Raw genomic sequence first — 26,140 nt, 5'->3', positions numbered from 1 at the left:
AATGATAAGACTCAATCAACAACTGAAACGAGTTGAAGTAAAGGAGTTTGAAATTGAGAATCAAATAGTCTTTAATTATTTTGATAATCTTCCCGTGTCTGATCGTGATGAAAAATTATTAAAAGCTATTTATATTGGTGTCCTCGCACTTATGGAAGATCGACTATCCGCATTTTTATCGAAAACATCAAATGAACTGGGTACTGAACTGGAAAGTTTGAAGATAATTTTTGAAATGAAAAAGGAACTTTTCTATAAATCTGCAATAAAAGGAAACTTGGCTGAGGATGAAGTCGCGGAATTTCTAAATCAGTACTTTAAGGATAAGCGGTTAAAAGACAAAGCCTACTTAACTGGAAATGTACAAGGTAAAATTAACCGAAATAAAACTGGTGATATAGTCTGCGAAATAGAAGGGAATGAAGACTTAAAGATTGTTATTGAGTGCAAGTTTGATAAGAGTATCAAATTTGGAGATATAGAATCAAAAGAAATTTTTACTCGTAGAACCGATACAGCCTGGAGTCAATTAATAGAAGCTCAAGCAAATAGGGATTCAAAGGTTAGCCTTATCGTATTTGATATTTCTCTCGTGGATAACTCAATTCTTAAAGCATTTGAAAATGTGGGCTACATTCCTTCTATTGGTTTTATCGCTATAATCGATTCCCAGAAAGGGAATTATTCTAATTTGTCAATAGCTTATATGTTGGCAAGGGATATAGCTTTAAATGCTAAGAGTGTTAAAGTCGATAATAATATTTTGGCTATTCTGGTAAATCGTATCATTAAGGATATAAATGAAATATCCCTGATTAAAAATCTAGTTGAGAATAATATTGAGAATAATAAAACAATTTTAAAACAAATTAAGAAATCTATGTTGTTATTAGACTTCAACCAACAGTATCTGAATAAGTTTTTAGAAGATGGAACTTTGGATAAAAATGATCTGTTAGATTTTTATATGGGTGAAGATGTGAAGGATAAATATAAGATTATTGAAAAGGAAATTAATGAAAATTTTAGCATATCCTAATTATCCAAATATCGACCGCGCCTCCTCATAAACCCGTTCAAAGTTAGCCTCCAAATCTGCCTGTGAATACTGTTTAGATTCTTCGGGAAGTTCCCTGTTAATTTGCTGTAATTTAAACTGCACCTTTTTATCCTTCCCGTCCGCATAGGTAATAAACTCTCCCTGATTCAGCCGAAAGAAAACATCTGCCCTTATTTTCGGGATTTCTTTTTCCCCAGTTGTTACTCGTGTATCAAAATCCAAGTTATGGCCACGGCTCACGCTTTTGGTCGGGTCTTTAATAATTTCAAAAAAGCGTTCGTAGTATTTGGCGGTGTCCGGGTCGTTTACCTTGCCGAAAAATTGATAGGAAAGGTTACTCAAAATTGCCTTGCTCGCTTTGTCGCCGTACATCATATCATTTTGTATCTTGTCCTGCATCACATAAATTGTGGCAATATCATAACTCCGCAGCGTAGCCGGAATACGGTGCATATTCAATAGCCGAATGGTCGGGGCTTCTTCCATCAACAGGAAAGAAGGTTTGGAATTCCGCACGCTCATTTGCTTGGTAATAGTATGGATTATTGTTGCAATGACAGGGGAATAAGAAGTTTCAAATTTCGGATTATTCACAATTGAAATTACACAAGGATTTTCTGGACTATTTATATTAAGTGGCACTTCGTCTGCGGACAATGCCATAAATATTCGCTGTGTACTGATTCGTTTTAGCGCATTGGCCAAGGTGCTTTTTACACCTGCTGTCTGTCGCTCTGAATCTTTACCGCTAATAAAGGCATCTGCCATCGCTCTGGATGTTGTATTGGATTCCAAAAACTGGATAAGGCTGTCTGTATCCAGATATTGGTAAACCGCTATTAAATGGGGCAATGTGCAGAATTGGGAATAGTCGGTTTTCAGTTTCCAAATCAATCCACCAATCAAGCCTTCGGCAGCATCATTGAAAAATTTGGTAGTGCCGCTCGTACCGGATTCCCTTTGCTCCAAAAGATTTTCGATCAGCACCCTTGAAACTTCGTTTACGCTTTCCTCGTTCTCTAAATAGCGAGGTGCAATAGGATTGACCCTATGGATGATTTTATCAAAGGAAATGACCTTAAACGGGATTTGACCATCCTTGAAAAGTGGATAGGCCATTTCAGTCAGCTCAAAATCTTTGTAGTCGTGAATGATCCCGCAAAAGGCTTCTTTCTGAAAATGCCTCAAAAATCCATAAACCACGCTTTCGGTCTTGCCACTTCCGGCAGATCCTATGATGGATGCCCCTCTTTTTACGTTTTCGAGTTTGAAGTTTCCCTTGCTCGTTGCAAAGCTTACACGATACTTGCTATCGGCATTTTTCGGTTCCTCCGTTTTGTGCAAAAAAACGTACAGTCCTGTATTAATTAGCATCAACGGACAACCTAAATAAAGTAGGGTCAATATCAACCGATTCTCTTCGGAAATATAATAAAAGATAGCTGCGATTAGCAGCATATTCAGCGCGAACGCATACCGACTGATCTTGAAAAACGAATAAAATAATAAACTGGTCAAGCTAATAACCGAGAGTACCGTAAAAAGACTTTCTATTTCCATCGTCTTGAATTAAATACCGATTGAACTTGATTTGATGGCCACATCCAAACCCTTGCGCAGCTTATTGAAAACCTTTAGGGCAAGCTGTGCTTGATTGGTCGGGATACTTGGCATTATCGGGATACCCGTTTCCCGCATCAACTTAAAAGCAATCGCTTTTTCATTGGTGGGCAGTTTCATCAACGAGGCAAAATAGATTTTTGGGTTTTTAATAAAATCCTTCCTCGCCTTGTAGGTTTCTGCGAAGTTTCTTTGGTAGCCAAACGTCCTGTCAAAGGTCTTTTCGGCATTTTCAAAAAACTTGTCCCGGTCGAAACCCCGTTTGACTTTCTTACCGTTCATCTCGACATCGGAGGCTTTGTATTTGCTCCCGGGCGAAAGACTGAACGAATTGGAAGCGTCTTTCCGGCTCACGACGATGTGGATATGACTTTGGTTTCCGGCCTTGGGCATTCCCTGGACGATCCGTTTGCCATCCTGTTGGTGTGGCGCTTGGCGTTCCAGTTTTGCGATTTCTTTTTCTCGTTTCCTAACACTTCCTTCCATCGAGCCGCTTTCAATACTTCGGATCTCGTTTTTCAGCTGAAGTATTTTGGTGGCAAAGGGTTGGTTTTCCTTGATCTGTTTGTCGGTTCCCTTAAACGTTCGCTGGTGCTCTATTTTTGCATAATATTTAATATCCTCAATAGTTACCGGCCGCCCATTGATTTCCCGGTTGAACGATGCCACATAATCCTTCATCAGCTCACGGGTGTACTTTTTTAAATCTTCACTGCTATTCTGTAATTTGTTCAATTCATACTTCGAAGGACTGACCGTAATTGAATAAAATTTAGGTTCTTTCTTTTTTAATTTTGCACCATTTCCATCAATATCCTTTACCACTTCTTCCGCTGAAAACTCATCGCCATATTGATTGAAAAAGTGTTCCATTCCCGCCTGCCCGGCCGGCAGGTCTTCCTGTTCCAGACCTTGATTTTCCTTTTCCAAGTAGCCCACGAAATCGCCTGAACTTTGTGAATAATTTCCTCCTAATTTTTGGGGTGTGATCGTGATATACATCGCTCAAAAATTTACAGTTCGTTCTTTAGATTTCGCTTTTCGCGGAAGCGTACTTCCTTCTTTTCCTCCACAAATTTCTTCTCTAAGATCAAGGGTTTCTTTTTGGGTACTTCGGTCTGAAAAAGGGATTCGATCATCGCCACGGTGGGTTTGGTCTGGGTCTTTTCCATATCCCTCATTATGGCGATTACCGCATTGATCCGTTTCTTTAAATTGGCCTCGATCGTCCTTCCGGTCGGGCCCAGTTTTTCCCGTGGCGAGATTTCGTTGTAGAAGAAAAAATCGAGCATCGTGGCCATTGCCTCGGTGTGTGATTTGAAGTGTGCTCTTGAAAATTGCTGGAAACGCTTGGCGGTTTCCTTTTTAAACCTAATGCCGATAAATGAGTCCATAATTCGCCGATTTGTCGCAAATCCTTCCCTAAAAATAGGCGCTCACAGGGCATTTGTCGCAAATTGTAGAAATCTAAATAATCGGCTGATTTTTAAGTGTTTAAAAATCAGGTGATTAACAAGGAGTAGGAGTGCTTAACATCGCATCGCGTGTTACCCTCTTGCTACTCCTTTTCGTTCGCCACAGGCGGACAAAAATTTCGTACAATTTGGCTAAAAAGCCAATTGCCAATTTCAGGGAAAAGATTTCCCGTTATGTAATTTTTCGATGGGCAGGGTTATCGGCGAAAGTCAAAAATGGGATAACCCTACGTAAAATTGAATGCTGAATTTCAGCGAAATAAAGATAAGGATTTTTATTGAACTGGATATGTTTTAGCAAAAAAAGACCTCTGAAAATTCAAAGGTCTTTCCGTTCCTATTTGGACAATTTCAGATATTAAACACATAGGTATAACTGTATAAATTCCGTAGTGCTTCCTCTTCGATCATCACATCAAAATTGGTGCAATGCTTTTTTGAATACTTCCGAATATCATCGCCAAATTTTTGCTCAACGTCCTTTTTGGAACTTTCCAAAAGACGTTCTTGCGCTTCCCCGTTCAGGTCTGAAAAATTTAGATAGATCATAATTTTTAAGTTTTTGAATGGGTTAATATTCGCTCGGTAACATCAGCGTATTATTTACAAAAAATAATCGCAGTTCATCGAGTGGAAAATCAGTCGCCCGATACCCGTGTTTTTCCAAAATATTATCGTTACCATCCGTGTAGATTATCTCTGCCTCGTAGCCCGTAAAATCCTGTTTTTCCTCGGGCAATCTCTTGAAGTCGATGGTAATAAATTCGCTTCGGTTCATCAGGCTTTTGGCAATTACGGAAGTGTCCGTAATGAGCCAAAAACATTCCGCAGCTTCCGCCAAATATTTCATTCCGTTGGTGTATCGGGTTCTTAATAATGGGATTTGAAATATGGTTTCCGAACCGTGAAAATGTTGCAATCCCTCTTTGATTTCGTTAACTTGTGCTTTCATTTTGATTTCTATTTATGGAGTTAATAATGAAAAAGAGGGCGCACTTTTCGAGAGGAACGCCCTCTTTAATTTTAGATTACTCGGCTGAATTGTTGCCGTTCTTAGTTCCCAACAAAAGGATTTCGTTGGCTTCCACTTCGGTAACATATCTTTTGATACCGTCCTTGTCCTCGTAGCTTCGGGATTTCAGTTTTCCCGTTACCCCGATTTCCTTGCCCTTTCCGGCATATTTCTCGATGATCTCGGCAGTTTTGCCCCAAGCTACTACGGTGTGCCATTCGGTATTTTGAACTTTTTCGCCCTTGGCATCTTTGTAATACTCGTTTGTGGCGAGTGAAAAACGGGCTACTTTCTTACCGCTTTCAAGATTAGTAATTTGTGGCTCCCCGCCAACATTTCCGATCAACTGTACGTGATTTTTTAAAGTACTCATAATAAAATATTTAAAGATTAATTAAAATGCTACCCGAACCATTCAGGCAGTTTGCGTTTATATTTTTTTGAAGTGATTTACTTATTATATCCAGAGCGTTTTCCTTTTTTTGTTTTTTTAGTCCCGCTTCCTTTTTGATGTTTTTGTAAGATTTCATACTATTCAGTTTAGATTTACTTCCCATAGAGCCGTCCGCTGTTACCTTTTTTTGTTGCTGATACATTTTCAATATTTGGAATTAATAAGGAGTTATAAAAGGGAGGCACGACCGGTTATGCACTCCGTTTAACTTCCGAATGTTGGTATTTTGCTTACAAAAAATAGGTAGGGACAGCGGCGGTGCGGGAGTAGGTCTAAATGCCTTTTGTGAAGTATGAAAACATAGGAAGCGGGACTAAATCATAAATGGAATTCAGATGAAAAGCGGACTCCGTTCACGATTTCGTATTGGAATGGAGTGCGCTTCCCGGCAGCGCGGGAAGGGCAAACGGAATGGAAAGTAGCAATCGGGGATGGTGTCCAAGACCTATGTAGGAAAGCTCTTTGCCCGGAATGGAGCGATTCCTGTCTTTTCGGCAGGCGGGCGCGGAATGGAGCGGCAATGTGCTAATCGGCTTATGAAAACGAATTATCCTCTTGAAGTAGGATTTAAAGCGGACTTGACTTCAAAGCTGTAGATGGGAATGGAGTTTGGCCGCTTCCCGGTTTTTCTCGGGAATGGGCGGGCAAGTGGAATGGGAATCGGAAGCTTTGGAGTTGTGTCCAAGACTTTTTTAATGAAGCGCTTTTTCCGGAATGGAGCTTTTTCTGCGGAATGTAGGGGAATGTGCTGAGTGGGATGTAATCTGAAATATTCTGTTTGAGAAAATTAAAAGAATAAGAATATTTAAATTAGTAATCAATTAAGATTTTTATGGCAGAAAAGAAGAAACAACATTACGTTCCAAAATTCTATCTGAAATTTTTCAGTATTAAGCATAATAGAAAACACATAAAATTATGTTTAAAAAAATCAGGTGAAATTATTCAGCAAGCAGATTTAGCGGGCCAAGCACAAGAATCTTATTTTTATGGTAAGGATTTAGAAAGAGAGAAATGGTTTGGGAACATTGAGGATACCACTTCCATTATTCTAAAGGAAGTAGTTAAGACGAAAACTTTACCTAAAAATAGGTCTGATGACTATTATTGGATTTGGCTGTTTATTTTACTTCAAGCCTATCGTACGCGAGCAAATGCAGATGAGTTCAATGATATGATTGATAAAACAATGAAAACTGCAATGAAATTTGAATCTCAATTCAAAGATTTTGAATATGACAAATATTTTTTTGCGTATGATGACGCGATTGAAAAAACATTGGACATTTTACTTAAGAGCCTACCAATGATGATGGATATGCAAATTAAGCTACTCATTAATAAGACCTCCAAAAAAATTATAACTAGCGATAATCCGGTATCAAAATACAATCAATTTTTAGAATCACGCAAATTTCCTTACGGACACAATGGTATGGCAAGTAAAGGTTTACAGATTTTTTATCCATTAGCTCCAGATTTAATGTTATTAATGTACGACCCCAAAGTATATAAAGTAGGAAACAGAAAACAATTCAGTCAAATAGCAATAAATGAAAAAGATGTAGAAGTACTGAATGTTTTAACCTGTTTATATGCAAATAAGGCTTTTTACTCCACCAATAATGTAACCGACTTTGAATTTGAACAATTGCTGGTAAAATCCAACAAATTCAAAAACCAAAAGAAGTTGGAATTGAAGTATTTTGATCCAGTTACAAATGATGATGATACTGAATCGGTAATAGTGCAACAGCATAAAACGCCGTATATGCTCAGCCTTGACTTATCTTTTGTTAAACAAACACAACACGCCAAATCCTATAAACTATCGGGTTATTATGCTGAAATCAGAGATGAACATTATCGAAATAGAAATAATAGACCCTACTAGTTAAAAAACGAATTTATTAATTATTTGAGAACCTTAACGGTCTTGACTTCAACGGTGTAGATGGGAATGGAGTTTGGTCGCCTCCCGATTTTTTTCGGGTATAAGCAGACTAGTGCAATGGAAATTGGAAGCTTTGGAGTTATGTCCAAAACCTTTGTAATAAAGCGCTTTTCCCGGAATGAAGCTTTTTCTGCGGAATGCAGGGGAATGTGTTGAATGGATTATAACATCGGATTTTTCTATAAAAATTTTTTTATTTGAAAAACTGCTTTAGGTGTAAGCACTACTTGAAGTTGAAATTTGAATGCAGTCATTCGTTTTAAACTCATCAGAATTTGTAATAAAAGACGGTAATCCGGGCGATTCTATCGGAACGCCTTTTGTTTCATTTGAATAAATCTCAAGATTCAATTCTAAGATTTGGGTTAGAATATCCTTCCGTTTATCAAAATCATAAGCATCTAACACAGCGTCGTCTAATCTTTTATGAAGTATTTTCATAGGATTGCTTCCCGGTTCCTCTAAAATTTTATATAGGTCTCTCAATGTAAATTGATGTTTCTTCATCAATTCATTTCTTTTATTACGGAGTTCTACAGCTGCATTAGCTACCTTTTTCACTTTGTTTAGATTTGGTTTTTGTGGGAAAGGAAAAGTATCCCATATAGTATTAGGAGTATATCTTGGATCTCCCTTCATTGTGGAGCATTTTTCTTGGTACCAAAGTATGTGCGCTTTCGATTGAATAATGCCAAAGCTATAATCATCTTCAAAATTAAAAACCATTAATGCATCATTGGGGTTTATTTTACTGGAAACGAACTCAAATATCGGTCTTGATGAAACTCTTGAGCAAACAATATATCTTTCAGTATTTGAAATTGCTTTCAATAAATCTTCTCTACCATAGGATAGTAACCACCATTTGTTATAAAAATTGATATGATGTCTGTTTGTTTTTGCTTTTTTATTTTTTTCAAGAGCAGCTTGATTTTTGTCCTCTTGTTCCTTAGCTTTTTTTTCTCTTTCTGGCTGAACCTTCTGTTTTACTATTTCAAATAAATTTTTAAAAGTTGCAGCCTCAATAACATTTCTACCAGTAAAATCTATAACAAAACGGTTTGGTTGACTACCTATTGAAGCAACTAACTCGCGACCGATTAAAAATGGCTTTAGTACATTGGAGCTATTAGGATTTTCCAATAAAATTTCCATCCCTTTCTTCTTACTTAATAAAAATCCGGAGTTACCGTGAGTTTGACCTTGAAAAACCATCTTAGGATTTTTATTGCATTTTAGTGTTTTGGCCGAAGTAACATCAATCTCCAAAGAGAGGCTACTATTTATAACATCAACTATAAATTCTACCTGCTCATCTTTTTCATTCTCAACATATAGATGTTTTTTCCCAATATATTTACCTTTTTTCCAGTTCACGATTGAAACAAACACTACTGCATCCCCTGACCAGGGTTGTGATGAAATAGCATTAAATATTTGACCATCATTTTTTACGATATAATCTAAGCTGCCTTCCCTGCTATAATTTTGAGTTACGGTATTTGTGCCAACAAGACCTGCATACCCACCATAATCAAGGTTCAAATGAGCTTTGTAAAACCAGTAAACGCAATAATCCGCGTTGCCGGAAATATTTGGATAGGCATCCCAAACTTTGTTTAAATACTCAATCCCGTACTCCTTTTGCATTTTATTTTTACTTTGATAAGGTGGATTTCCAATTATTACATCAGCTCTTGGCCATTCTGTAAACAGAGCATCTGCAAAAACGATATTTGCATCCATATTATCAAGTGGCAAAGTACTTTCCATTTGAAATGGAAGTCCCGTTTGTATTGTATTAATCCATTCCTGCGTTTCCTTAATGGAAATTTCTTTAGCAAGCATTAAGGTCACTTTAGCCAATTCCACAGCGAATTCGTTAAAATCGATACCGTGAAACTGCTTTATACTGACAATACTTTGTGTGCCAATTTCGGAAGCACTTTTTGGGAATTCTATGTGGATTTTGTCCAATAATTCCAATTCAATCCTTTTGAGTTCCCGATAAGCAATATATAGGAAATTCCCACTACCGCAAGCTGGATCTAAAACTTCATAGGAAGAAAGCTCTCGTCTTAAGGCTTTCATCTCCGTAAGAGTTTTTGTTTTAGAAATCTTTTTTCTCCAAGGCTTTATAAGAGTGGGTTGTACAATTTTCAAAATGTCCAGTTCTGATGTAAAATGGGCGCCAAATGCGTGTCTGGCATCTTTCCCCATACTACTTTGAAAAATTGTTCCGAATATTGCTGGGTTTACTTTATTCCATTTGCGTGTGGCTGCTTGGTGTAGCTTATCTAATTCATCCTCCGTCAGCTCAATAGCTTCAGGTTTAGTAAACAATCCACCGTTGAAATAAGGCACCTCAATAAATCGACCGCCTCGTGCTCTTTTTCTGGTATCCATTTGTTGAAATAAACCATAAATTAAGTCATAACTGTTACCCGAACCGTTCAAGCAATCTATTAGTATTTGAGTAAAAATGTCCTTAGGCAGTAGATTATAATCTTCAGCAAACATTGTAAATATTGCTTGAAGTATAAATTTCTGTGCTCTTCCTCTATCTTCACCTCGCTCCACGAGGGAATTGAAAACTGCCGCAACAAGACTTGCCGTTTTTCTGGTAGCTTCTTCGAGATTATTCCTAAATATTGGTGTTTCCGGTTTAGGAAACATAAAATTAAAGGATGTATATCTATCGGATAGTTCTTCAATTTTAATTCTGTCCAAAGGCTCATCTTGGAGCGAAAAATCATAAATAATAAATTCCTGAAAATTACAAAGAATGGAATATTTAGGTTGGTTAGGCCTAAGCTTCCACCAATAATCAAAAATTTGGGTTCGATGACTTTGCAGTTTTGAACTCTTTTTCTTCATTTCGATTAGGACTCGATTATCCCAGAGCAAATCAGCAAAATTTGTCGATTTTTTAGATTTTACCCGAAATTCTAAGATGGCACCAGCTTCCTTATAGCCCTGATGTCCAAAAGCCTGAAAAAATCTATCACAGAATACTTGAGCTTCGCCTTTTTCGTCGCCATCCAATGTGGCAGTATAGTCTACTAATTTTTGGATATTTTCTCTCATTCAGTCACGAAAATTAAATTCTAGCACAATATAATTGAATTATAATCCTAATAAAAAGACTAACAGCAAATAGTATTTTTAAATTAATGTGCAATAGTAGTAGTCGTGGCTAAAACTAGGTGATTCTTAAAGAAGTGGTATTTCGAGGAAAGATGAGGTTAAGATTTAAGACGGGCTTAATTTAAAAAAGGTAATTGGGGAATGAAATGTTCGTACCCTTCCTCCGCAGGGTTTAACGCAATGGAAATCGGAAGCTTTGATTTTGAGTTCAAGACCTTTGATAATGAAGCGCTTTTCCCAGTGGAGCTTTTTCTGCGGAATGTAGGGGAATGTGCTGAGTGGGATAGTGTCGATTGCAAAGCTAACTTTCCAAATAAACTCTTTTGCTCAGAATAAAAAAAATCCAGTTTAAGGTACTGGATAAACCTATTAGGACATTAAGCCATTTCATAAACGGCATCGAACAGTTTTTTATCCAATCGTTCCTGTTGGGAAAAGCTTTTCTTCAATGTATTGTGAAGCATTTGATTGAAAGCATTATAGCCTATCCATAAATTAGGTTTTTCATCAAGTAACAACGCTTCGTTATCTAGAATTTCAAGGACTTCCCGGGATTTCTTTGAAGGATCATTGTTCTTATCACTACATTCATACCGGAACAAATTCGTTCTGTCCAAGATAGCCTTCACAAATTCCTTGGTGTCGATGATTTCAAATTCCCTCATTCTGTCGAACTTCTTGGTAATGCTATAAAATTCATTATCCACGAACTTATCGAACAAATTGTTCAACCTTGGCATTATCAGGTCGGTATTGTTCTTACTGTGCTTGATGGAAAACTCAATTTCAGCTTGTGAAACGTGTAAACCATTGGAACATACTTGCCGATAAAAGCCAAAATGCCCGGAAGTTTTTTCGCTCCCATCATAGGAATTCTTAAACCGCAGCATCGGCAGTATCAGGTCTTTTTCATTCTTTACCGAAAACTGGCTTTTATCGTCGATGATAAAGTCGGTAATGAAAGACCTATCATTCCTGTTGATCGTCCGTTTCTGATAATTCAGTTTTGCATCAGTCAACATTTCCTCTGCTTTCTTAAAGAATAGTTCGTTCGGTACGTGGCCGTAGCTGTTCGATACCACGTTGACAATTTTGCCATTCGAAATTATGGCATTTTCAAGTCCCCTTCGGGATTCCATCTGGGTCAGGCTTTTCAGGGATTTCATTTCTGATGGAACGAAGATTTCATCCTGCTGTAAATTTGATAAATACATAACATTTGATTTTAGTTAAACAATTAATATTTAAGCTAGAACCAAACGGAAGATAAAATCTCGGCTCAAAAGGAAACGGAATAAATAGCGAGTGCGGGAGCGGCTTTATGCCGTAAGCTTTTGATGGGAGTATTTTACGAGTTTACCTTTGCGCACATATTGATTGAATACTATACCTCACTTTTTTAAGGAAAAAAGAAAACCTACTCTTGGGAGTAGGCTTCCTGCTTTAAGGATTTGATTTACCTTAGAGTTCAAACTTTACAATCTGTTCCTCAATCTCGGACTTTCGTTCCTCCAAAGTAGATTGTAAGTGAGTTGTGACCAATTTGATAAGGTTCGTATTGGTCGTTTTAAATTCCAAATTGTGGGAATCCCGGATGTAAAATGAAGCTGAATCCCCTTGATTGTAGTTGAACTTTGTCAACTCGTTCAAGGTTTGGTTCAACCGTTCCCGTTGGGTGGCCAATCCTCTCAGTTTTTCAAAATTCTGGATCCGGTCATCCAAACTGATGGTAGCTTTTTTCGATGCTATCGCTTTTTCTGTTGAAGCAGCTTTTCCGATGGCTTCATCGGTCAGCTTTTTCTGTACTTCCTTTTTAACGGATGCATTTTCCTTTTTTGCAGTTCCGTTTTGTTTTACTGTTGTTGCCATAATTAAAATTTTTAAGTTAAACATTATTTTAAATCGTTTTGGCAGCTTGTAAGGCAACGAGCAATACCAAAACAGGGCATTAACAGCCACAAGGAGGAAGGGGCAAGGTATGAGCGGTTATTTTTCGCAGAAAAATGTTCGGCATCCCAGAGGGCTTGACCTTGACCAAGCGGTGGGATGTGGCTACATTTGCCCCCGGTTTGGTTTTGGTTGCCTCAGCTGACCGAAACAAAAAATGACTTAACGCAGAAATTTATGGCTCAATACAAAACCCAAATCTGCAAGGGAATAGACGAAAAAAAATAAGAGTGCCGACTGGATTAGAACCTAAAAGGTGTTTTCCAAATCGAATTATTGATAGTGCACCCTTGTTTCGGCCTTGTCCGTAGTGTTTAATTTATTGCGCAACGAACGCATATCCGATGACACTTTTTGTTCGATGACCCTAGCGTAGATTTGCGTTGTGGAAAGCTTCGTATGACCGAGTAATTTTGAAACGGTCTCAATGGGCACGCCATTGGAAAGCGTAACAGTAGTGGCAAACGTATGTCTTGCCGCGTGGAACGTAAGCTTCTTATTTATTTTTAGGATAGCAGCTACTTCCTTCAAATATTTATTTATTTTCTGATTGGAAAATACCGGCAGCAATTTTTCACTTTTGTTTTCAGTTCTCTGGTCATACTTTTTCAGGATGTCAAGGGCTTTATCCAAAAGCGGGATTTTTACTACTTCATCGTTCTTTTCCCTTTTTGTGAATATCCAATAATCCCCATCGATGCCACGTACAATATGGTCATCGCTGAGCAACTTTACATCGATATAGGATAATCCCGTATAACAGGCAAAAACAAAAACGTCCCTCGTTTTTTGGTGCATCCCTTTTGAAAGCTGACCGGATTCCAAAACTTCAAGTTCAGATTGCGATAGAAATGCCCGTTGGTGTTTTGTGAACTTTAGCGAGAACCTCACAAAAGGGTCTTTCTCGATCCATTCCAACCGAAGGGCAAGGTTCATCATCTTTTTCAATCTTTCCAAATGCTTCATAACCCCATTATTTTTAAGGGGCTGGAAACGGTTTATGGATTTTCCGTTACGTAGAAACTGTTCAAAGTCAATGATGAATTTGTAGGACAGTTGTTTCAGGAAAACATCATTGGTCTTTAGTTTGTGCTTCAAATACCGTTTGATATAGCGTTCCGTAGTGAAGTAATTTTTCAAGGTGCCGGGTTTGAGTACCGATACCATATTCTTGTTATGGTAAGAAACCAGTTGAAGCAGCGTTTTGTGCTGTTCATCTTCCCCGAGGTAACGGGCTTTGATCGCCTGGGCGGTAACGTACTTGGATTCGCCCAGAAGCTGTTTGTGGCAAGCCAACAAATCAGAATACACTTGGTCAAGATAAACATTGAGTGCCTTTCCGTCGGAAGTCCTTAGTGTTGACCTTTTGGAACGGGTATCCCAATAGGTAACCGATGTGGATCGTTTTAAACTGATCTCGGCACGTTTTCCATCGACCGTGATACGGGCATAAATAGGTGCAAAATCATCTTTTGCTTTGGCCATACTCAGCCAAAAATGAATGGTAAAAGTCTTTGAAGTCTGCATAAACTCTCGCTTTAAGTGAATAATCGATTTGTTTACGAAAGTCAAATCGCTGCGAAAGTCAAGTCTATTGAATTACCAATGTAGTGAAAATTCTGGTAACAATTTAGGTAACCGAATAGGTAACCTTTGAATTGATATTAAAGCCAATCTTATGATTTCAAGAAAAATGAAAACCCTTGATTTTCATAAGATTAGCTATATTTTGGTGTCTGTTGACACCGTAATTGTCGGGGTGGCAGGATTCGAACCTGCGACCTCCTGCTCCCAAAGCAGGCGCGATAACCGGGCTACGCTACACCCCGATAATGGTTATCTGTTTGCGAGTGCAAATATAAAACTAATTTTTACTTCTGCAAACTCTTTTTTAGTGGCGGAGAGACCGGGATTCGAACCCGGGCATCCAAGAAGGATGACAGCTTAGCAGGCTGCTGCATTACCACTCTGCCACCTCTCCGTTAAATTATGAACGTATGCAAATGTTTTTGCGGTTGCAAACTTAAAACATACTTAGCTTCTAACCAAAGTATTTTTAGCTTTTTTTTTAACGAAATTCTACATTTCTAACTTGCAATTACTTAGCTTCAATAGAATTTTCTGCTTCAATTATTTTTACGACTAACGGAATCATTTTTTGATGATTTCTTACAAAAGGATTGTTCTTATTCCATACATAGCCAGCTAACACAGCACAAATTTGTCTTTTTATTTCTTGGGTAGGGTTTTGATGTAGAATTAATTTTTGCAAATTACCTGTGTACCATTCTTTTACATAGGTAGAAAATACTTCTACGCCTTTTTGCATGTAATCTACATATTCTTTTTGCCAATCTACTTTTTCGCCGTTTAATTGTTTTGCACATAATTTTGCGGCTAATAAACCGGATTCAGTAGCAAAAGAAACCCCTGAAGAAAAAACAGGATCTAAAAATTCTGCACTGTTTCCGGTTAACACGAAGTTATCTCCGTAAAATTTGGTCACATTTTTAGCGATATTATTTATTTTGATCGGTTTAAAATTAAAATCGAGATTTTTAAATTGATGGTAATATTTTTTAGTTTCGGGAAGCATTTGTGTTAATGCTTCAGAAGGGTTAATAGAAAATTTTTGAAACCACTCTTTTTTTCCCACAAAGCCAATACTGGTATTTCCATTGGAAAAGGGGATGTACCAAAACCAAACTTCTTTTTCAATAATATCAAACGTGATGAGTTCTCCTTCTTTTCCTTGTGGTCGGTTAATATCGTTTACTTGGGTAAAAATGGAAGAATGTATTGCAGTTTTCGGCTCAGCTTCCAAGTTTAATTGTTTGGCTAAAACCCTTCCGGGTCCGCTGGCATCGATAATAAATCTCACTTGGTATTTTTCGATGGTGCTATTTTTTGATGTAGTGACCATCACTTTTTCAGAAGCTAAAAAATCAACATGTTCTACGTTGGTTTCAAATTCAATAGAAACACCTTTTTTTAGGCATTCTTCAGCTAAGACATTATCAAAATGATCGCGCGGTACTTGCCACGTCCAGTCCCAACCTTCGCCAAATTTTTCAGAAAAATCAAAATTTCCTTCGACTCCATTTCTAATAAATCGGGCGCCTCTTTTTACTTGGTAATGCTGTTTTTTAAGACATTCTAATAATCCGGCTTCTTCAAAATTATCCATACAACGCGGAATTAAACTTTCGCCAATGGTGTATCTTGGAAATTTCTCTTTCTCAATTATTTTTACGGAAAAGCCTTTTTTACGTAAGAAAGATGCGGCTACCGTTCCAGAAGGTCCGGCGCCAATAATAAGAACATCTACACACTCTTTTATCATCCTAGATTTTCTTTATGCGGTAAATATACTACATTTGCGCTAGCTACTAGCGCTCATAATTTATCTGATTTTATGCTAAAAGTAACTCAATCTATACAACTTCAAGATTTTTATTCGGTTTTATTTGAAAACGAAAAAGTGGAACTTTCTACGAAACAATTTACTAGAATAGAAAAAAGCTATAAATTTCTTCAAGAGTTTTCTAAAGATAAAGTTATTTACGGTGTAAACACCGGTTTTGGACCGATGGCGCAGTATAAAATAGATGAAGACGATCAGCATTCACTTCAATATAATTTAATTAGAAGTCACGCTTCAGGGACCGGTAAAATTTTAGCGCCAGTTTATGTAAAAGCTTTAATGCTAGCGCGTTTAAACACCTTAAGTTTAGGGAAGTCTGGCGTTCATAAAAGTGTTGTTGAAGTAATGACGCAACTTATTAATAAAAATATTACCCCACTTATTTTTGAACATGGCGGAGTAGGAGCGAGTGGAGATTTAGTGCAATTAGCGCATTTGGCCTTAGTCTTAATTGGTGAGGGTGAAGTGTTCTATAAAGGAAAACGCGTAGCGACAGAAATTGCGTTTAAAGCTGAAAAAATTAAACCGATTCAAATAAAATGCAGGGAAGGTTTGGCTTTAATGAACGGTACTTCGGTGATGACTGGAATTGGCATTGTAAATACCATTTACGCCGAACGCCTGTTGAATTGGGCTGTGTTTTGTAGTTCGTTAATTAATGAAGTGGTAAAAGCCTATGAAGATCATTTTTCGGCTCCTTTAAATGAAGCAAAACTTCATGAGGGGCAAAAAAATATTGCTGAAAAGATGCGTAATCATTTAGCCGATAGCAGCCGAATAAAAAAACGCGATCAGCATCTTTTCAAACCAACGAAAGAAAAAGTTTTTAAAGAAAAAGTTCAAGAATACTATAGTTTGCGTTGTGTACCGCAAATTTTAGGTCCGGTGGAAGACACCCTAAAACAAGTGAAGAAAATTTTAGTGGAAGAAGTAAATTCTGCTAACGACAATCCTATAATTGATGTTGCTTCCAAAAATGTTTATCATGGCGGAAATTTTCATGGTGATTATGTTGCTTTAGAAATGGATAAACTAAAACTAGTCATCACCAAATTATCGATGTTAGCCGAACGCCAGCTTAATTATTTATTAAATTCGAACCTCAATAACTTTTTAACGCCTTTTGTAAATTCAGGAAAATTAGGACTTAATTTTGGGATGCAAGGCACGCAATTTACCGCGGTTTCTACCACGGCAGAAAATCAGGCGCTTTCTAATTCTATGTATATTCACAGTATTCCTAATAACAACGACAATCAGGATATTGTAAGTATGGGAACTAACGCCGCGAATATGACAAAAAATGTAATTGAAAATTCTTTTGAAGTCGTTGCTATCGAATTAATCACGTTAGTTCAAGCCGTTTATCAATTAGATATTTTAGACGAATTATCGTCAACTTCTCGAAAAGAACTTCAAAAAATACAAGAATTTATTCCGAAGTTTTCCGAAGATCAAATAATGTATCCTTTTGTTCAAGAGATGAAATCTTATTTACTTGAACACGAAGTTTATTCAGAAAAAAAATAAGTATGAAATATGCTTTAATTACTGGCGGTTCAAGAGGAATTGGAAAAGCAATTGCAATTTCATTGGCTTCAGAATTAAACTATAATATTCTTCTAACTTATAAAAATAATACGGAAGCCGCAGAAAATACACAGCAAGAAATCGAACGTTTCAAGGTAAAATGTGATCTTTTAAAATTTGATGTCGCTAACGCGGAAGAAACTACAGAAGTATTAAAAAAATGGGAAGAAAAAAATCCGGATGCAAAAATAGAAGTCATTGTTAATAATGCCGGAATTACTGCCGACGGTTTATTTATGTGGAATTCTACCGAAGATTGGAACAAGGTTTTGCAAACCACGCTAAACGGTTTTTATAATGTCACGCATTATTTTATTCAACAAATGCTTAGAAATCGCTACGGAAGAATTATTAATATTTCTTCGGTTTCCGGTGTAATTGGTACAGCAGGACAAACCAATTATTCTGCGGCAAAAGCAGGTTTAATTGGTGCCACAAAAGCTTTGGCGCAAGAAGTTGCCAAACGAAAAGTTACCGTAAATGCAGTTGCCCCTGGTTTTATAAGTTCCGATATGACCAAAGATTTAGACGAAAAGGAACTGAAAAAGCAAATCCCGATAAATCGCTTTGGAAAACCGGAAGAAGTAGCCGATTTGGTTTGTTTTTTAGCTTCCAAAAAGGCAGCTTATATTACCGGAGAAGTCATTAATATTAACGGCGGAATTCCTACCTAAATCTATGGCTGAGTGGAAAGGAAAATCCAGAGGAACCGTTTCCGGACTCAAAGTTTTTGTGTTTTTTATTAAACATTTTGGCTTACGTGCCGCTTATATTTTATTGTGCTTGCCGGTTCCTTATTTTGTATTTTCTGCTCCAAAAGCTTCTAAAAGTATTTTTGTTTTTTTCCATAGACGTTTGGGCTATTCTAAAGTAAGTTCTTTTTTCCAAATTTTTAAAAGTTATTACGTTTTTGGGCAAACCTTAATCGATAGAATTGCGGTTACCGTAGGGCATCGAGATAAATTCACCTATGAATTTGATGGCGTGCATCACATCGAAAATTTATTAAAAAAAGGCGAAGGCGGAATTTTATTTACAGCGCATATCGGTAACTTTAATATTTCAAGAACATTTTTTGAAACCCTTGAAAATCCTGCGAAAATAAATATGGTGGTCACCGATTTGGAGCATGAAAATATCAAGGAATATTTAGAATCGGTTACCGGAAAAACCAATTTAAATTTAATTGTGGTTGAAGAAGATTTATCGCATATTTTTAAAATAAATGAAGCCTTAAAAAATAATGAGTTATTGGTGTTTGCAGCAGATAGAAGCGGAGAAGGAAAATCTCTAACCCAAGAATTTTTAGGAAAGAGAACAGATTTTTTTAGCGGTCCGTTTAAATTAGTAGCTAAAAAAAAGCGTCCGGTTTTATTTGTTCATATTATGCGTGAAAAAGGATTTCATTATCATTTATATGCCAGACCTTGCGAAACGGAAATAAATTCAGAGAAAGAAATTTTAAAATTGTATACTGATAATTTAACTGAAATGGTGAAAAAATATCCCAACCAGTGGTTTAATTTTTACGATTATTGGGCAGATTTTAAAAAAGAAAAACTGAAGAATTAAGATGAAACTTCCTATTCATACGCTAGAAGAAATTAAAAAATTAATTCCGCAGAAAGAACCCTTTATTATGGTGAGTTCTCTATTGTCCTGTTCTTCAGAAGAAGGGATTACCGCTTTAAAAATTGAACCAAATAATATTTTAGTAGAAGAAAATAAATTTTCGGAAGCCGGTTTGTTAGAATATATGGCGCAAAGTATAGCCTTGCAAAGTGGTTTTTTAGCGAAGCAACTTACTAACGGAAAACCACAAATCGGTTACATTGTTTCCATAAAATCTGCTGAAATAAATAAACTTCCGCGTGTAAATTCTACCATAACATCTACCATTAAAAATTTGCATGAAATTGCGGGAATAAGAGATTCGGTAGTTACGATAAAAAATGAAAAGGAAGAAATTATCGCACGCGCTGAAATAAAAACATATCTTGTTGACCATGAAGGCTAATTCTACAAACAATTTATCACATATTCATCACACAAAAGTTCGTTTTAGCGATTGCGATCCCTTTCAGATCGTGTGGCACGGAAATTACTTATTGTATTTTGAAGATGCGCGCGAAGCTTTTTGCAGTCAACATAAGTTCTCTTATCTCGATGTAAAGAAAATGGGGTTTGGCACGCCTATTGTTTCTTTTGAATGTAAACACAAACACCCTTTAAAATATGGTGATACCGCAATTATCGAAACCACTTTTGTGAACTCATTAGCGGCAAAATTAATTTTCTCTTATGTGATTAGAAATCAGGATGACCAATTAATTTGCACGGGTAAAACCACTCAGGTTTTTGTAGATGAAAACAGAGAACTCGTTTTAAACACACCAGATTTTTTTAAAAAGTGGAAAGAAAAGCATAAGTTGTAAGTATGGATCCGGTTTTTATTACAGACGATGAAATTATTAGTCCCTTAGGTTTTTCTTCGGAAGAGAATATTGAAAACCTACGGAAAGGTATTTCCGGGATTCGACCTATAAACGATGAAAATTTAGCACCTTTTCCTTTTTACGGCGCAAAAATATCTTCTGAAAAATTAGCTGAACGTTTCAGTTCTATTGCCAACATTAAGGAGTTTACCAAATTGGAACAAATGATGATTTTGGCTATCCATAAATTAGTAGCCAAGCATCCAGAAACCGATTTTTCACAAACGCTACTTGTAGTTTCCACAACCAAAGGAAATATTGATTTGTTGAAAAATGAATCTGGTTTTCCGAAAAAACGTGTAAAATTATTTGAATTAGCACGAGTAATTAAAGAGTATTTTCAGTTTAAAAATGAACCGATTGTAGTTTCAAATGCGTGTGTTTCCGGTGCGCTTTCTATTGGAGTTGCAAAAAAAATGCTACAAAGCAAAAAATATAAAAATGCTATTGTAGTTGCCGGCGATATTTTATCTGAATTTGTGTTATCGGGTTTCAATTCCTTTCAAGCTTTAGACAATAAAATTTGCGAACCCTATTCAAAAAATAGAAACGGAATCAATCTTGGGGAAGCAGCGGCAGCTGTTTTACTTGAAAAAAAAGCTACTTCTACAAACGCTATAAAAATTTTAGGAGAAGCTTCAGTAAACGATGCCAATCATATTTCGGGTCCTTCCAGAACCGGCGAAGGTTTGCAAAAAAGTGTAAAAAATGCACTTCTTGAAGCCAATATTTCAACTGAAAAAATTGATTTTATTTCAGCTCATGGAACAGCGACTTTATTTAATGATGAAATGGAAGCAATTGCTTTTCATCAGTTAAATTTAGCCGAAAAACCCTTATATAGCTTAAAAGCCTATTACGGTCATACTTTGGGTGCTTCGGCTTTAATTGAATCGATTATCGTAAAACATGCCTTACAACATAATGAACTTTATAAAAGTTTGGGGTATTACGAAAATGGCGTAACGAAACCGCTAACTATTACCGAAAAATATGAGCAAAAACCACTGAAGATTGCTTTAAAAACCGCTTCAGGATTTGGTGGTTGTAATTATGCCATTATTTTTGAAAAAAATCACGCTTGAAGGAAAACTATTACATAACCGATTTTGTAAAAATTACTGATCAACAACTTTATCATCGTGATAAAAAAGTTGTCGAAGAGGTAAACGGAACGCTTAAAAGTTTACTCAAAAAATCTTATAAAAGTCTGGAAATTAGCTATCCGAAATTTCATAAAATGGATTCCCTTTCAAAATTGGGTTTTATCGCGGTTGAATTTTTAAAGCTCGAACAAGAATTTCCATCAGATACTGCGTTGGTTTTTCAAAATAGTGAATCCAGTTTGCATACCGATTATCAACATCAGCAAACTATTCAGAATAAAGAGGCATATTTTCCATCTCCGGCTGTTTTTGTCTACACCTTGCCCAATATTGTAATGGGAGAACTCGCAATCCGGCATCAATTACAGAGTGAAAACACGTTTTTCATTCAAGAAAAATTTAATGCTGAATATTTAACCGATTATGTACAAGAACTTTTCAATTCAAAAAAAGCTTCCGCAGCCATTTCTGGTTGGATTGATTTGAATAACGAAGGATATAATGTATTTTTGGCTTTTGTTTCAAAAAATGGAACATTACCTTTTACTAAAGAAAATTTGGAAAATATATTTTATAATAAATGAGCAATTTAAGGGAAGAGCTGAAAGTAAAAATTATTGAGCAACTTAATTTAGAAGATATTTCTGCGGAAGAAATCGATAATAATGACGAACTTTTTGGAGATGAAATCGGTTTAGATTCGATAGACGCTTTAGAGTTAATTGTTCTTCTGGAAAAAGACTACGGCATAAAATTAACCGATCCTAAAAAAGGAAAAGAAGTGTTTTACAGCGTAGAAACCCTTGCTACATTTATTGAAAATAACCAGTAAAGATGCAAAACCGTGTTGCAATTACAGGAATTGGGGCAATTTCCGCGATCGGAAATTCTGCTGAAGAAAATTTCAATTCCTTGCGACAAGGAAATTCCGGTATCGGGAAATTACATCAACTTCAAACGCGACATAAAGATCATTTTCCTTGTGGAGAAATTAAAAAAAGTAATGAAACGTTGGCTGATTTACTTCATATTTCTTCCGATAAGGTTTTTACACGTGCAGCTTTATTAGCTTGTATTGCAGCAAAGGAAGCCTTGCAACAAGCCGATATAAATTTGCCCGACAACAAACTTGCCTTTGTAAACGGAACGAGCGTTGGCGGAATGGATTTTACCGAAAAATTCTATTCCAGTTTTTCTGAAAAGAAAACAGCAACAAAATATATAGAAGCGCAACATCCGGGTTTTACAACCGATTCGATTGCTGAATATTTAAAAATTCATAAACTGGCGACTACAATAAGTACGGCGTGTTCTTCGGGAGCGAATGCAATTTTAACAGGTGCAAAAATTATTCAAAATAAAACTGCAAACTATGTGTTGGTTGGCGGCACCGATTGTCTTTCAAAATTTACCTTAAACGGATTTAATAGCTTAAAAATTCTTTCTGAAGAATTATGCAAACCTTTCGATGAACACCGAAATGGTTTAAATTTAGGCGAAGCTGCAGCATATTTGGTTTTAGAATCCGAAAACCAGGCAAAAAAACAAAATAAAAAAATTTTAGCTTACGTTAGTGGTTTTGGAAATGCGAACGATGCGCACCATCAAACTGCTTCTTCAGAAACAGGCGAAGGTTCTTTTTTAGCGATGAAAAAAGCTTTGGAAAGTGCAAATTTAGCTCCTGACAAAATTGATTATATAAACGCCCACGGAACCGCTACGTTAAATAACGATTTAAGTGAAGGAATCGCCTTAAAACGAATTTTCAATAATATTCCTGCTTTAAGTTCCACGAAATCGTTTACCGGTCATACGTTAGCCGCTGCGGGAGCTCTAGAAGCGGTTTTTTCAGTTTTAGCATTGCAAAATCAGTGTGTTTTTCCGAATTTAAATTTTAAAACGCCTATTGAAAGCTTAAATTTCTCTCCGGAAAGTCAATTTTATTCCAAAGAAATTAACCACGTTTTATCGAATTCTTTTGGTTTTGGAGGAAATTGTTCGAGTTTAGTATTTTCAAAAGCGGTATGAAGACAAAATGCTATATTAACGGTATAGGAATGCTCGGAGCGCAATATTATTCTCCAAGAGAAAATTCGTTGGTTTCAACAGTAAGTGAATTTAATACGCCTGTTTTACGCTGCCAGTTTTCAGAATACGAAAAATACATTAAAAAAGGAACCATGCGACGCATGTCTTCTTCCGTAAAAATGGGAAGTGTAGCGGCAAAAAAAGCCTTAGAAGATGCAAAAATAACAGAACCTGATGCTATTATTACCGGAACGGGAATGGGTTGTAAACAGGATTCTGATATTTTTTTAGAAAATTTACTCGAGCAAAATGAAGAATTATTAACGCCTACAAAATTTATTCAATCAACTCATAATACAGTTGGCGGTCAACTTGCGTTACAATTGCAATCAAAAGTTTATAATTCTACCTTTGTACAAGGTTCCATCTCGTTTGAAAGCGCTTTATTTGACGCGCAATTATCGATGAATAGTGCTGAAGATCATCAGCATTTTTTGGTCGGAGGAATAGATGAGATTTCGCTAAATACCATTGGTTTACAGCAATTAAACGGACAAGTAAAAAAAGAGTCGGAAATTAAGAATATAAATTTACTCAATTATAAAACTACCGGAAGTATCGCTGGAGAAGGAGCCAGTTTTTTTGTGATTTCTACTGAAAAAAAGGCAGCATCTTATGCAGAATTAACCGCTTTAACTACATTTAATTTTTTAAAGTTAACTAGTCTAAAAGAGGAAATTCATTTATTTTTAAGTGAAAATAAGTTGACAGAGAATGATATTGATGCCGTAATTCTAGGAAAAAATGGCGATGTAACTGATGATGAATTTTACAAAGAAATGGAACAAAAAATTTTTCCTGAAATGCCGCAACTTTATTACAAACACTTGACAGGTGAATTTTATACAGCTTCTTCCGTGGGCTTTGGGCTTGGCGCTCATATTTTAAAACATGATTCGATTCCAGAAAATTGTAGATTAAATAAAATAGAAGCAAGGAAACCGATTCAGCACATATTATTATACAACCAATATCACGGTAGAAATCATAGTTTTATAGTACTTGAAAAATGCTAAAATTTAAAGTAGTAAATAGTTTTTTTTTACTGCTTTTGGCAGGAAATATTTATTTAATTGTCCTGTTTTCCTGGCCAATTTTTACGCCATTACTACTTTTATTATTTTGGTTTCTTATTACGTTAATCGGTGCCACAAATGTGCGATTGAATTATTTTTTTAAGGCTTTACATCTAAAAAAAAATCATCCTAAAAATGAAATAGCACTAACCTTTGATGATGGACCAGCGCCACAAACGCTAGAAATTCTAAATATTTTAAAAAAGTATAACGCAAAAGCTACTTTTTTCTGTATCGGCCATAAAATTGATGAAAATCCTGAAATTTTTAGAAGAATAATTGCTGAAGGTCACACGGTTGGAAATCATTCTTATTCACACGCAAAAAATATTGGATTTTTTAGTTCAAAATATATACAACGTGAATTAGAAAGTTGTAATCAAGCCGCCAAAAGTATTGCCAAAATTAATATGAAATTATTTCGGATGCCGTTCGGAATTTGCAATCCAAATATAAAAAAGGCTTTACGTAAAACAGAACTTCAACCGGTAGGTTGGAGTATTCGTTCGTTTGATGCGCTTTTTTCTTCCCCAGATTTTATTTTTAAAAACATTCAGAAAAAAATACGACCGGGCGATGTTATTTTATTGCACGACACACAACAACACACGCCGGAAATTTTGGAGCGATTATTGATTTTACTGCAAGAAAAATCTTTACAATCGGTAACTGTAAATCACTTATTTAAAATTTCAGCTTATGCTTAAAAAACTGTTATTACTTTCCTTTTTCTGTTCATTCTTCAGTTTCGGACAAAAATCGCTTTCTACTGAAGAAACACAGCAATTGAAGTCCAATATTCAAGCTGTAGTTCAGAAAACACATTCACTAAAGGGAAATTTCAGTCAGTTAAAATCGATGGAAGTAATGGAAGATGATGTGGAAAGTTCAGGTAATTTTTTCTACAAAAAACCTTCCCAAATTAAATGGGAGTATAAAAGTCCGTTTGAATATAGCATTCGCTTTTTAAGCGGAAAAATTTTAATTTCAGAAAACGGAAAAACAAAAGAAATCGATGCGAATTCCAATAAATTATTAAAGCAACTTAGCGAATTATTATCGAATAGTATTACCGGAAAATTATTAGAAAGCGATAGTTTTAAGGTAAATTATTATCAAAATCAACAACATTATTTTGCAATTTTAATTCCGAAAGAAAAAGAGCTGAAAGATATTTTTACCGAAATAAAAATGCATTTTGATGAGCGTTATTTAATAAGTAAAATTCAACTTACCGAATCTGGCGGAGATGAAACGATTATTAGCTTCAGTGAAGTTAAAATGAATCCTGAAATGAATTCTTCTATTTTTGAAACTCCTTAAAAATGTTAAGCGATTTATACGTAATAAAATCTCGAAATTATTCTGAAGATAGAGGAGAAGCCATTCTTAAATTAACCGCTAAACATCAAATTTTTGACGGTCATTTTCCAGAAAAACCCATTCTTCCCGGCGTTATTTTAGTACATTTTTTTAAAAAAGAAGCCGAACATTTTTTTCAAGAAAAACTTCAAATTAGTAAGCTAAGCCACGTAAAATTTTTAAAGACCATTGAGCCAACGCTTGTAAGTGAACTTCAACTTGATTCAACATTTCGAAAAATTGACCAAACTTATGAAATTACAGGAAAAGTAGTTTCCCAAAAAGAGGTTTATGCAAAAGTTAAACTTGTATGTAAAAAAGTGTAGTTTT

At 36.0% G+C, this 26,140-nt stretch carries 27 protein-coding genes and 2 tRNA genes; 15 read left to right on the top strand and 14 right to left on the bottom strand.

From position 1 onward, the window contains the following. Window position 1: 1 nt before the first annotated feature. On the top strand, window positions 2-1,039 hold the full coding sequence (locus ACFFGL_RS00660) for a hypothetical protein (RefSeq protein WP_309729332.1): 1,038 nt from the start codon (window positions 2-4) through the stop codon (window positions 1,037-1,039). On the opposite strand, the gene ACFFGL_RS00655 is transcribed toward ACFFGL_RS00660, so the two are convergent. The 7 genes from ACFFGL_RS00655 to ACFFGL_RS00625 all read right to left on the bottom strand — a co-directional run bounded on the left by ACFFGL_RS00655 (window position 1,040) and on the right by ACFFGL_RS00625 (window position 5,763). After that, window positions 1,040-2,620 (bottom strand): type IV secretory system conjugative DNA transfer family protein, encoded by a 1,581-nt coding sequence (locus tag ACFFGL_RS00655; protein ID WP_309729330.1) that lies wholly within the window; start codon window positions 2,618-2,620, stop codon window positions 1,040-1,042. Window positions 2,621-2,629: 9 nt separating this feature from the next. After that, window positions 2,630-3,682: a MobB family relaxase gene (gene mobB / locus ACFFGL_RS00650; RefSeq protein WP_309729328.1), complete on the bottom strand. Its 1,053-nt coding sequence runs from the start codon at window positions 3,680-3,682 to the stop codon at window positions 2,630-2,632. Window positions 3,683-3,693: 11 nt separating this feature from the next. Further along, the gene (locus tag ACFFGL_RS00645) at window positions 3,694-4,074 is read right to left on the bottom strand and encodes a BfmA/BtgA family mobilization protein (protein WP_309729326.1); all 381 of its coding nucleotides are present in this window, start codon (window positions 4,072-4,074) and stop codon (window positions 3,694-3,696) included. A gap of 432 nt (window positions 4,075-4,506) precedes the next feature. Beyond that, entirely contained in the window at window positions 4,507-4,704 is a 198-nt protein-coding gene (locus ACFFGL_RS00640; protein ID WP_309729324.1) for a hypothetical protein, read from the bottom strand. 22 nt (window positions 4,705-4,726) lie between these two features. Continuing rightward, the gene (locus tag ACFFGL_RS00635; RefSeq protein ID WP_309729321.1) at window positions 4,727-5,107 is read right to left on the bottom strand and encodes a DUF6876 family protein; all 381 of its coding nucleotides are present in this window, start codon (window positions 5,105-5,107) and stop codon (window positions 4,727-4,729) included. Between the two features lie 76 nt (window positions 5,108-5,183). Further along, the gene (locus tag ACFFGL_RS00630; protein WP_309729319.1) at window positions 5,184-5,540 is read right to left on the bottom strand and encodes a single-stranded DNA-binding protein; all 357 of its coding nucleotides are present in this window, start codon (window positions 5,538-5,540) and stop codon (window positions 5,184-5,186) included. Between the two features lie 10 nt (window positions 5,541-5,550). Next, the gene (locus ACFFGL_RS00625; protein WP_309729318.1) at window positions 5,551-5,763 is read right to left on the bottom strand and encodes a hypothetical protein; all 213 of its coding nucleotides are present in this window, start codon (window positions 5,761-5,763) and stop codon (window positions 5,551-5,553) included. Window positions 5,764-6,453: 690 nt separating this feature from the next. Between ACFFGL_RS00625 and ACFFGL_RS00620 the strand changes: the two genes are divergently transcribed. Further along, complete coding sequence (locus tag ACFFGL_RS00620) at window positions 6,454-7,515, top strand: DUF4238 domain-containing protein (protein ID WP_309729316.1); 1,062 nt, start codon at window positions 6,454-6,456, stop codon at window positions 7,513-7,515. 270 nt (window positions 7,516-7,785) lie between these two features. Here the strand turns inward: ACFFGL_RS00620 and ACFFGL_RS00615 are convergent, their stop codons facing one another. The 7 genes from ACFFGL_RS00615 to ACFFGL_RS00585 form a co-directional block, all read right to left on the bottom strand. Continuing rightward, window positions 7,786-10,662 carry a DNA methyltransferase gene (locus ACFFGL_RS00615; protein ID WP_309729313.1) on the bottom strand — a complete coding sequence of 959 codons (2,877 nt, stop codon included), beginning with the start codon at window positions 10,660-10,662 and terminating at the stop codon, window positions 7,786-7,788. Between the two features lie 437 nt (window positions 10,663-11,099). Then, on the bottom strand, window positions 11,100-11,936 hold the full coding sequence (locus tag ACFFGL_RS00610; RefSeq protein WP_309729311.1) for a DUF932 domain-containing protein: 837 nt from the start codon (window positions 11,934-11,936) through the stop codon (window positions 11,100-11,102). Between the two features lie 247 nt (window positions 11,937-12,183). Beyond that, complete coding sequence (locus ACFFGL_RS00605; RefSeq protein WP_309729309.1) at window positions 12,184-12,591, bottom strand: hypothetical protein; 408 nt, start codon at window positions 12,589-12,591, stop codon at window positions 12,184-12,186. Window positions 12,592-12,942: 351 nt separating this feature from the next. Then, window positions 12,943-14,196 (bottom strand): site-specific integrase, encoded by a 1,254-nt coding sequence (locus ACFFGL_RS00600; protein WP_309729307.1) that lies wholly within the window; start codon window positions 14,194-14,196, stop codon window positions 12,943-12,945. 227 nt (window positions 14,197-14,423) lie between these two features. Then, a tRNA-Pro gene (locus ACFFGL_RS00595) sits at window positions 14,424-14,498 on the bottom strand. 66 nt (window positions 14,499-14,564) lie between these two features. Continuing rightward, a tRNA-Ser gene (locus ACFFGL_RS00590) sits at window positions 14,565-14,650 on the bottom strand. A 117-nt stretch (window positions 14,651-14,767) separates the two neighbouring features. Further along, window positions 14,768-16,012, bottom strand: coding sequence for an NAD(P)/FAD-dependent oxidoreductase (locus tag ACFFGL_RS00585; protein WP_309729306.1), 1,245 nt, complete (start codon window positions 16,010-16,012; stop codon window positions 14,768-14,770). Between the two features lie 72 nt (window positions 16,013-16,084). Here ACFFGL_RS00585 and ACFFGL_RS00580 point away from each other — a divergent pair, with 72 nt between their 5' ends. The 13 genes from ACFFGL_RS00580 to ACFFGL_RS00520 are packed head-to-tail and all read left to right on the top strand — an operon-like array spanning window position 16,085 to window position 26,136. Then, window positions 16,085-17,623 carry an HAL/PAL/TAL family ammonia-lyase gene (locus tag ACFFGL_RS00580; RefSeq protein ID WP_309729304.1) on the top strand — a complete coding sequence of 513 codons (1,539 nt, stop codon included), beginning with the start codon at window positions 16,085-16,087 and terminating at the stop codon, window positions 17,621-17,623. Window positions 17,624-17,625: 2 nt separating this feature from the next. Further along, the gene (gene fabG, locus ACFFGL_RS00575) at window positions 17,626-18,357 is read left to right on the top strand and encodes a 3-oxoacyl-ACP reductase FabG (protein WP_309729302.1); all 732 of its coding nucleotides are present in this window, start codon (window positions 17,626-17,628) and stop codon (window positions 18,355-18,357) included. A 4-nt stretch (window positions 18,358-18,361) separates the two neighbouring features. Next, a complete protein-coding gene (locus ACFFGL_RS00570) occupies window positions 18,362-19,255 on the top strand; it encodes an LpxL/LpxP family acyltransferase (protein WP_309729301.1) in 894 nt (297 codons plus the stop codon). 1 nt (window position 19,256) lies between these two features. Next, window positions 19,257-19,700 carry a hypothetical protein gene (locus ACFFGL_RS00565; protein ID WP_309729299.1) on the top strand — a complete coding sequence of 148 codons (444 nt, stop codon included), beginning with the start codon at window positions 19,257-19,259 and terminating at the stop codon, window positions 19,698-19,700. Further along, on the top strand, window positions 19,690-20,118 hold the full coding sequence (locus ACFFGL_RS00560; protein ID WP_309729298.1) for an acyl-CoA thioesterase: 429 nt from the start codon (window positions 19,690-19,692) through the stop codon (window positions 20,116-20,118). The genes ACFFGL_RS00565 and ACFFGL_RS00560 overlap by 11 nt, the downstream gene beginning before the upstream one ends. A gap of 2 nt (window positions 20,119-20,120) precedes the next feature. Continuing rightward, window positions 20,121-21,263 (top strand): beta-ketoacyl synthase N-terminal-like domain-containing protein, encoded by a 1,143-nt coding sequence (locus tag ACFFGL_RS00555; protein WP_309729296.1) that lies wholly within the window; start codon window positions 20,121-20,123, stop codon window positions 21,261-21,263. Then, the gene (locus tag ACFFGL_RS00550) at window positions 21,260-21,868 is read left to right on the top strand and encodes a hypothetical protein (protein WP_309729294.1); all 609 of its coding nucleotides are present in this window, start codon (window positions 21,260-21,262) and stop codon (window positions 21,866-21,868) included. The genes ACFFGL_RS00555 and ACFFGL_RS00550 overlap by 4 nt, the downstream gene beginning before the upstream one ends. Then, window positions 21,865-22,116, top strand: a complete 252-nt coding sequence (locus ACFFGL_RS00545; RefSeq protein WP_309729292.1) for a phosphopantetheine-binding protein — start codon at window positions 21,865-21,867, stop codon at window positions 22,114-22,116. Before ACFFGL_RS00550 ends, ACFFGL_RS00545 begins: the two co-directional genes overlap by 4 nt. Before the next feature lie 2 nt (window positions 22,117-22,118). Beyond that, window positions 22,119-23,312: a beta-ketoacyl-[acyl-carrier-protein] synthase family protein gene (locus ACFFGL_RS00540; protein ID WP_309729290.1), complete on the top strand. Its 1,194-nt coding sequence runs from the start codon at window positions 22,119-22,121 to the stop codon at window positions 23,310-23,312. Next, window positions 23,309-24,388, top strand: a complete 1,080-nt coding sequence (locus ACFFGL_RS00535; RefSeq protein ID WP_309729288.1) for a beta-ketoacyl synthase chain length factor — start codon at window positions 23,309-23,311, stop codon at window positions 24,386-24,388. The genes ACFFGL_RS00540 and ACFFGL_RS00535 overlap by 4 nt, the downstream gene beginning before the upstream one ends. Then, a complete protein-coding gene (locus tag ACFFGL_RS00530) occupies window positions 24,382-25,155 on the top strand; it encodes a polysaccharide deacetylase family protein (RefSeq protein WP_309729286.1) in 774 nt (257 codons plus the stop codon). The genes ACFFGL_RS00535 and ACFFGL_RS00530 overlap by 7 nt, the downstream gene beginning before the upstream one ends. Continuing rightward, complete coding sequence (locus ACFFGL_RS00525; RefSeq protein WP_309729285.1) at window positions 25,148-25,771, top strand: LolA family protein; 624 nt, start codon at window positions 25,148-25,150, stop codon at window positions 25,769-25,771. The genes ACFFGL_RS00530 and ACFFGL_RS00525 overlap by 8 nt, the downstream gene beginning before the upstream one ends. Before the next feature lie 2 nt (window positions 25,772-25,773). Beyond that, on the top strand, window positions 25,774-26,136 hold the full coding sequence (locus ACFFGL_RS00520; protein WP_309729283.1) for a hypothetical protein: 363 nt from the start codon (window positions 25,774-25,776) through the stop codon (window positions 26,134-26,136). The last annotated feature ends 4 nt before the right edge of the window (window positions 26,137-26,140 follow it).

It is taken from the genome of Mesonia maritima, assembly GCF_042433895.1.
Classification (GTDB): Bacteria; Bacteroidota; Bacteroidia; order Flavobacteriales; family Flavobacteriaceae; genus Mesonia; species Mesonia maritima.
Note: the sequence above shows the minus strand (reverse complement) of the source record. Positions and strands in the feature narration are given on the sequence as shown.

Excerpts from the sequence above, each read along its gene's own strand:
- ACFFGL_RS00635 (WP_309729321.1), bottom strand. The coding sequence starts at position 5,107 with ATGAAAGCACAAGTTAACGAAATCAAAGAGGGATTGCAACATTTTCAC.
- ACFFGL_RS00580 (WP_309729304.1), top strand. The coding sequence starts at position 16,085 with ATGCTAAAAGTAACTCAATCTATACAACTTCAAGATTTTTATTCGGTT.
- fabG (WP_309729302.1), top strand. The coding sequence starts at position 17,626 with ATGAAATATGCTTTAATTACTGGCGGTTCAAGAGGAATTGGAAAAGCA.
- ACFFGL_RS00640 (WP_309729324.1), bottom strand. The coding sequence starts at position 4,704 with ATGATCTATCTAAATTTTTCAGACCTGAACGGGGAAGCGCAAGAACGT.
- ACFFGL_RS00630 (WP_309729319.1), bottom strand. The coding sequence starts at position 5,540 with ATGAGTACTTTAAAAAATCACGTACAGTTGATCGGAAATGTTGGCGGG.
- ACFFGL_RS00620 (WP_309729316.1), top strand. The coding sequence starts at position 6,454 with ATGGCAGAAAAGAAGAAACAACATTACGTTCCAAAATTCTATCTGAAA.
- ACFFGL_RS00605 (WP_309729309.1), bottom strand. The coding sequence starts at position 12,591 with ATGGCAACAACAGTAAAACAAAACGGAACTGCAAAAAAGGAAAATGCA.
- ACFFGL_RS00560 (WP_309729298.1), top strand. The coding sequence starts at position 19,690 with ATGAAGGCTAATTCTACAAACAATTTATCACATATTCATCACACAAAA.
- ACFFGL_RS00585 (WP_309729306.1), bottom strand. The coding sequence starts at position 16,012 with ATGATAAAAGAGTGTGTAGATGTTCTTATTATTGGCGCCGGACCTTCT.
- ACFFGL_RS00570 (WP_309729301.1), top strand. The coding sequence starts at position 18,362 with ATGGCTGAGTGGAAAGGAAAATCCAGAGGAACCGTTTCCGGACTCAAA.
- ACFFGL_RS00660 (WP_309729332.1), top strand. The coding sequence starts at position 2 with ATGATAAGACTCAATCAACAACTGAAACGAGTTGAAGTAAAGGAGTTT.
- ACFFGL_RS00565 (WP_309729299.1), top strand. The coding sequence starts at position 19,257 with ATGAAACTTCCTATTCATACGCTAGAAGAAATTAAAAAATTAATTCCG.
- ACFFGL_RS00555 (WP_309729296.1), top strand. The coding sequence starts at position 20,121 with ATGGATCCGGTTTTTATTACAGACGATGAAATTATTAGTCCCTTAGGT.
- ACFFGL_RS00520 (WP_309729283.1), top strand. The coding sequence starts at position 25,774 with ATGTTAAGCGATTTATACGTAATAAAATCTCGAAATTATTCTGAAGAT.
- ACFFGL_RS00545 (WP_309729292.1), top strand. The coding sequence starts at position 21,865 with ATGAGCAATTTAAGGGAAGAGCTGAAAGTAAAAATTATTGAGCAACTT.
- ACFFGL_RS00655 (WP_309729330.1), bottom strand. The coding sequence starts at position 2,620 with ATGGAAATAGAAAGTCTTTTTACGGTACTCTCGGTTATTAGCTTGACC.
- ACFFGL_RS00610 (WP_309729311.1), bottom strand. The coding sequence starts at position 11,936 with ATGTATTTATCAAATTTACAGCAGGATGAAATCTTCGTTCCATCAGAA.
- ACFFGL_RS00625 (WP_309729318.1), bottom strand. The coding sequence starts at position 5,763 with ATGTATCAGCAACAAAAAAAGGTAACAGCGGACGGCTCTATGGGAAGT.
- ACFFGL_RS00530 (WP_309729286.1), top strand. The coding sequence starts at position 24,382 with ATGCTAAAATTTAAAGTAGTAAATAGTTTTTTTTTACTGCTTTTGGCA.
- ACFFGL_RS00645 (WP_309729326.1), bottom strand. The coding sequence starts at position 4,074 with ATGGACTCATTTATCGGCATTAGGTTTAAAAAGGAAACCGCCAAGCGT.
- ACFFGL_RS00600 (WP_309729307.1), bottom strand. The coding sequence starts at position 14,196 with ATGCAGACTTCAAAGACTTTTACCATTCATTTTTGGCTGAGTATGGCC.
- ACFFGL_RS00615 (WP_309729313.1), bottom strand. The coding sequence starts at position 10,662 with ATGAGAGAAAATATCCAAAAATTAGTAGACTATACTGCCACATTGGAT.
- ACFFGL_RS00525 (WP_309729285.1), top strand. The coding sequence starts at position 25,148 with ATGCTTAAAAAACTGTTATTACTTTCCTTTTTCTGTTCATTCTTCAGT.
- ACFFGL_RS00535 (WP_309729288.1), top strand. The coding sequence starts at position 23,309 with ATGAAGACAAAATGCTATATTAACGGTATAGGAATGCTCGGAGCGCAA.
- mobB (WP_309729328.1), bottom strand. The coding sequence starts at position 3,682 with ATGTATATCACGATCACACCCCAAAAATTAGGAGGAAATTATTCACAA.
- ACFFGL_RS00540 (WP_309729290.1), top strand. The coding sequence starts at position 22,119 with ATGCAAAACCGTGTTGCAATTACAGGAATTGGGGCAATTTCCGCGATC.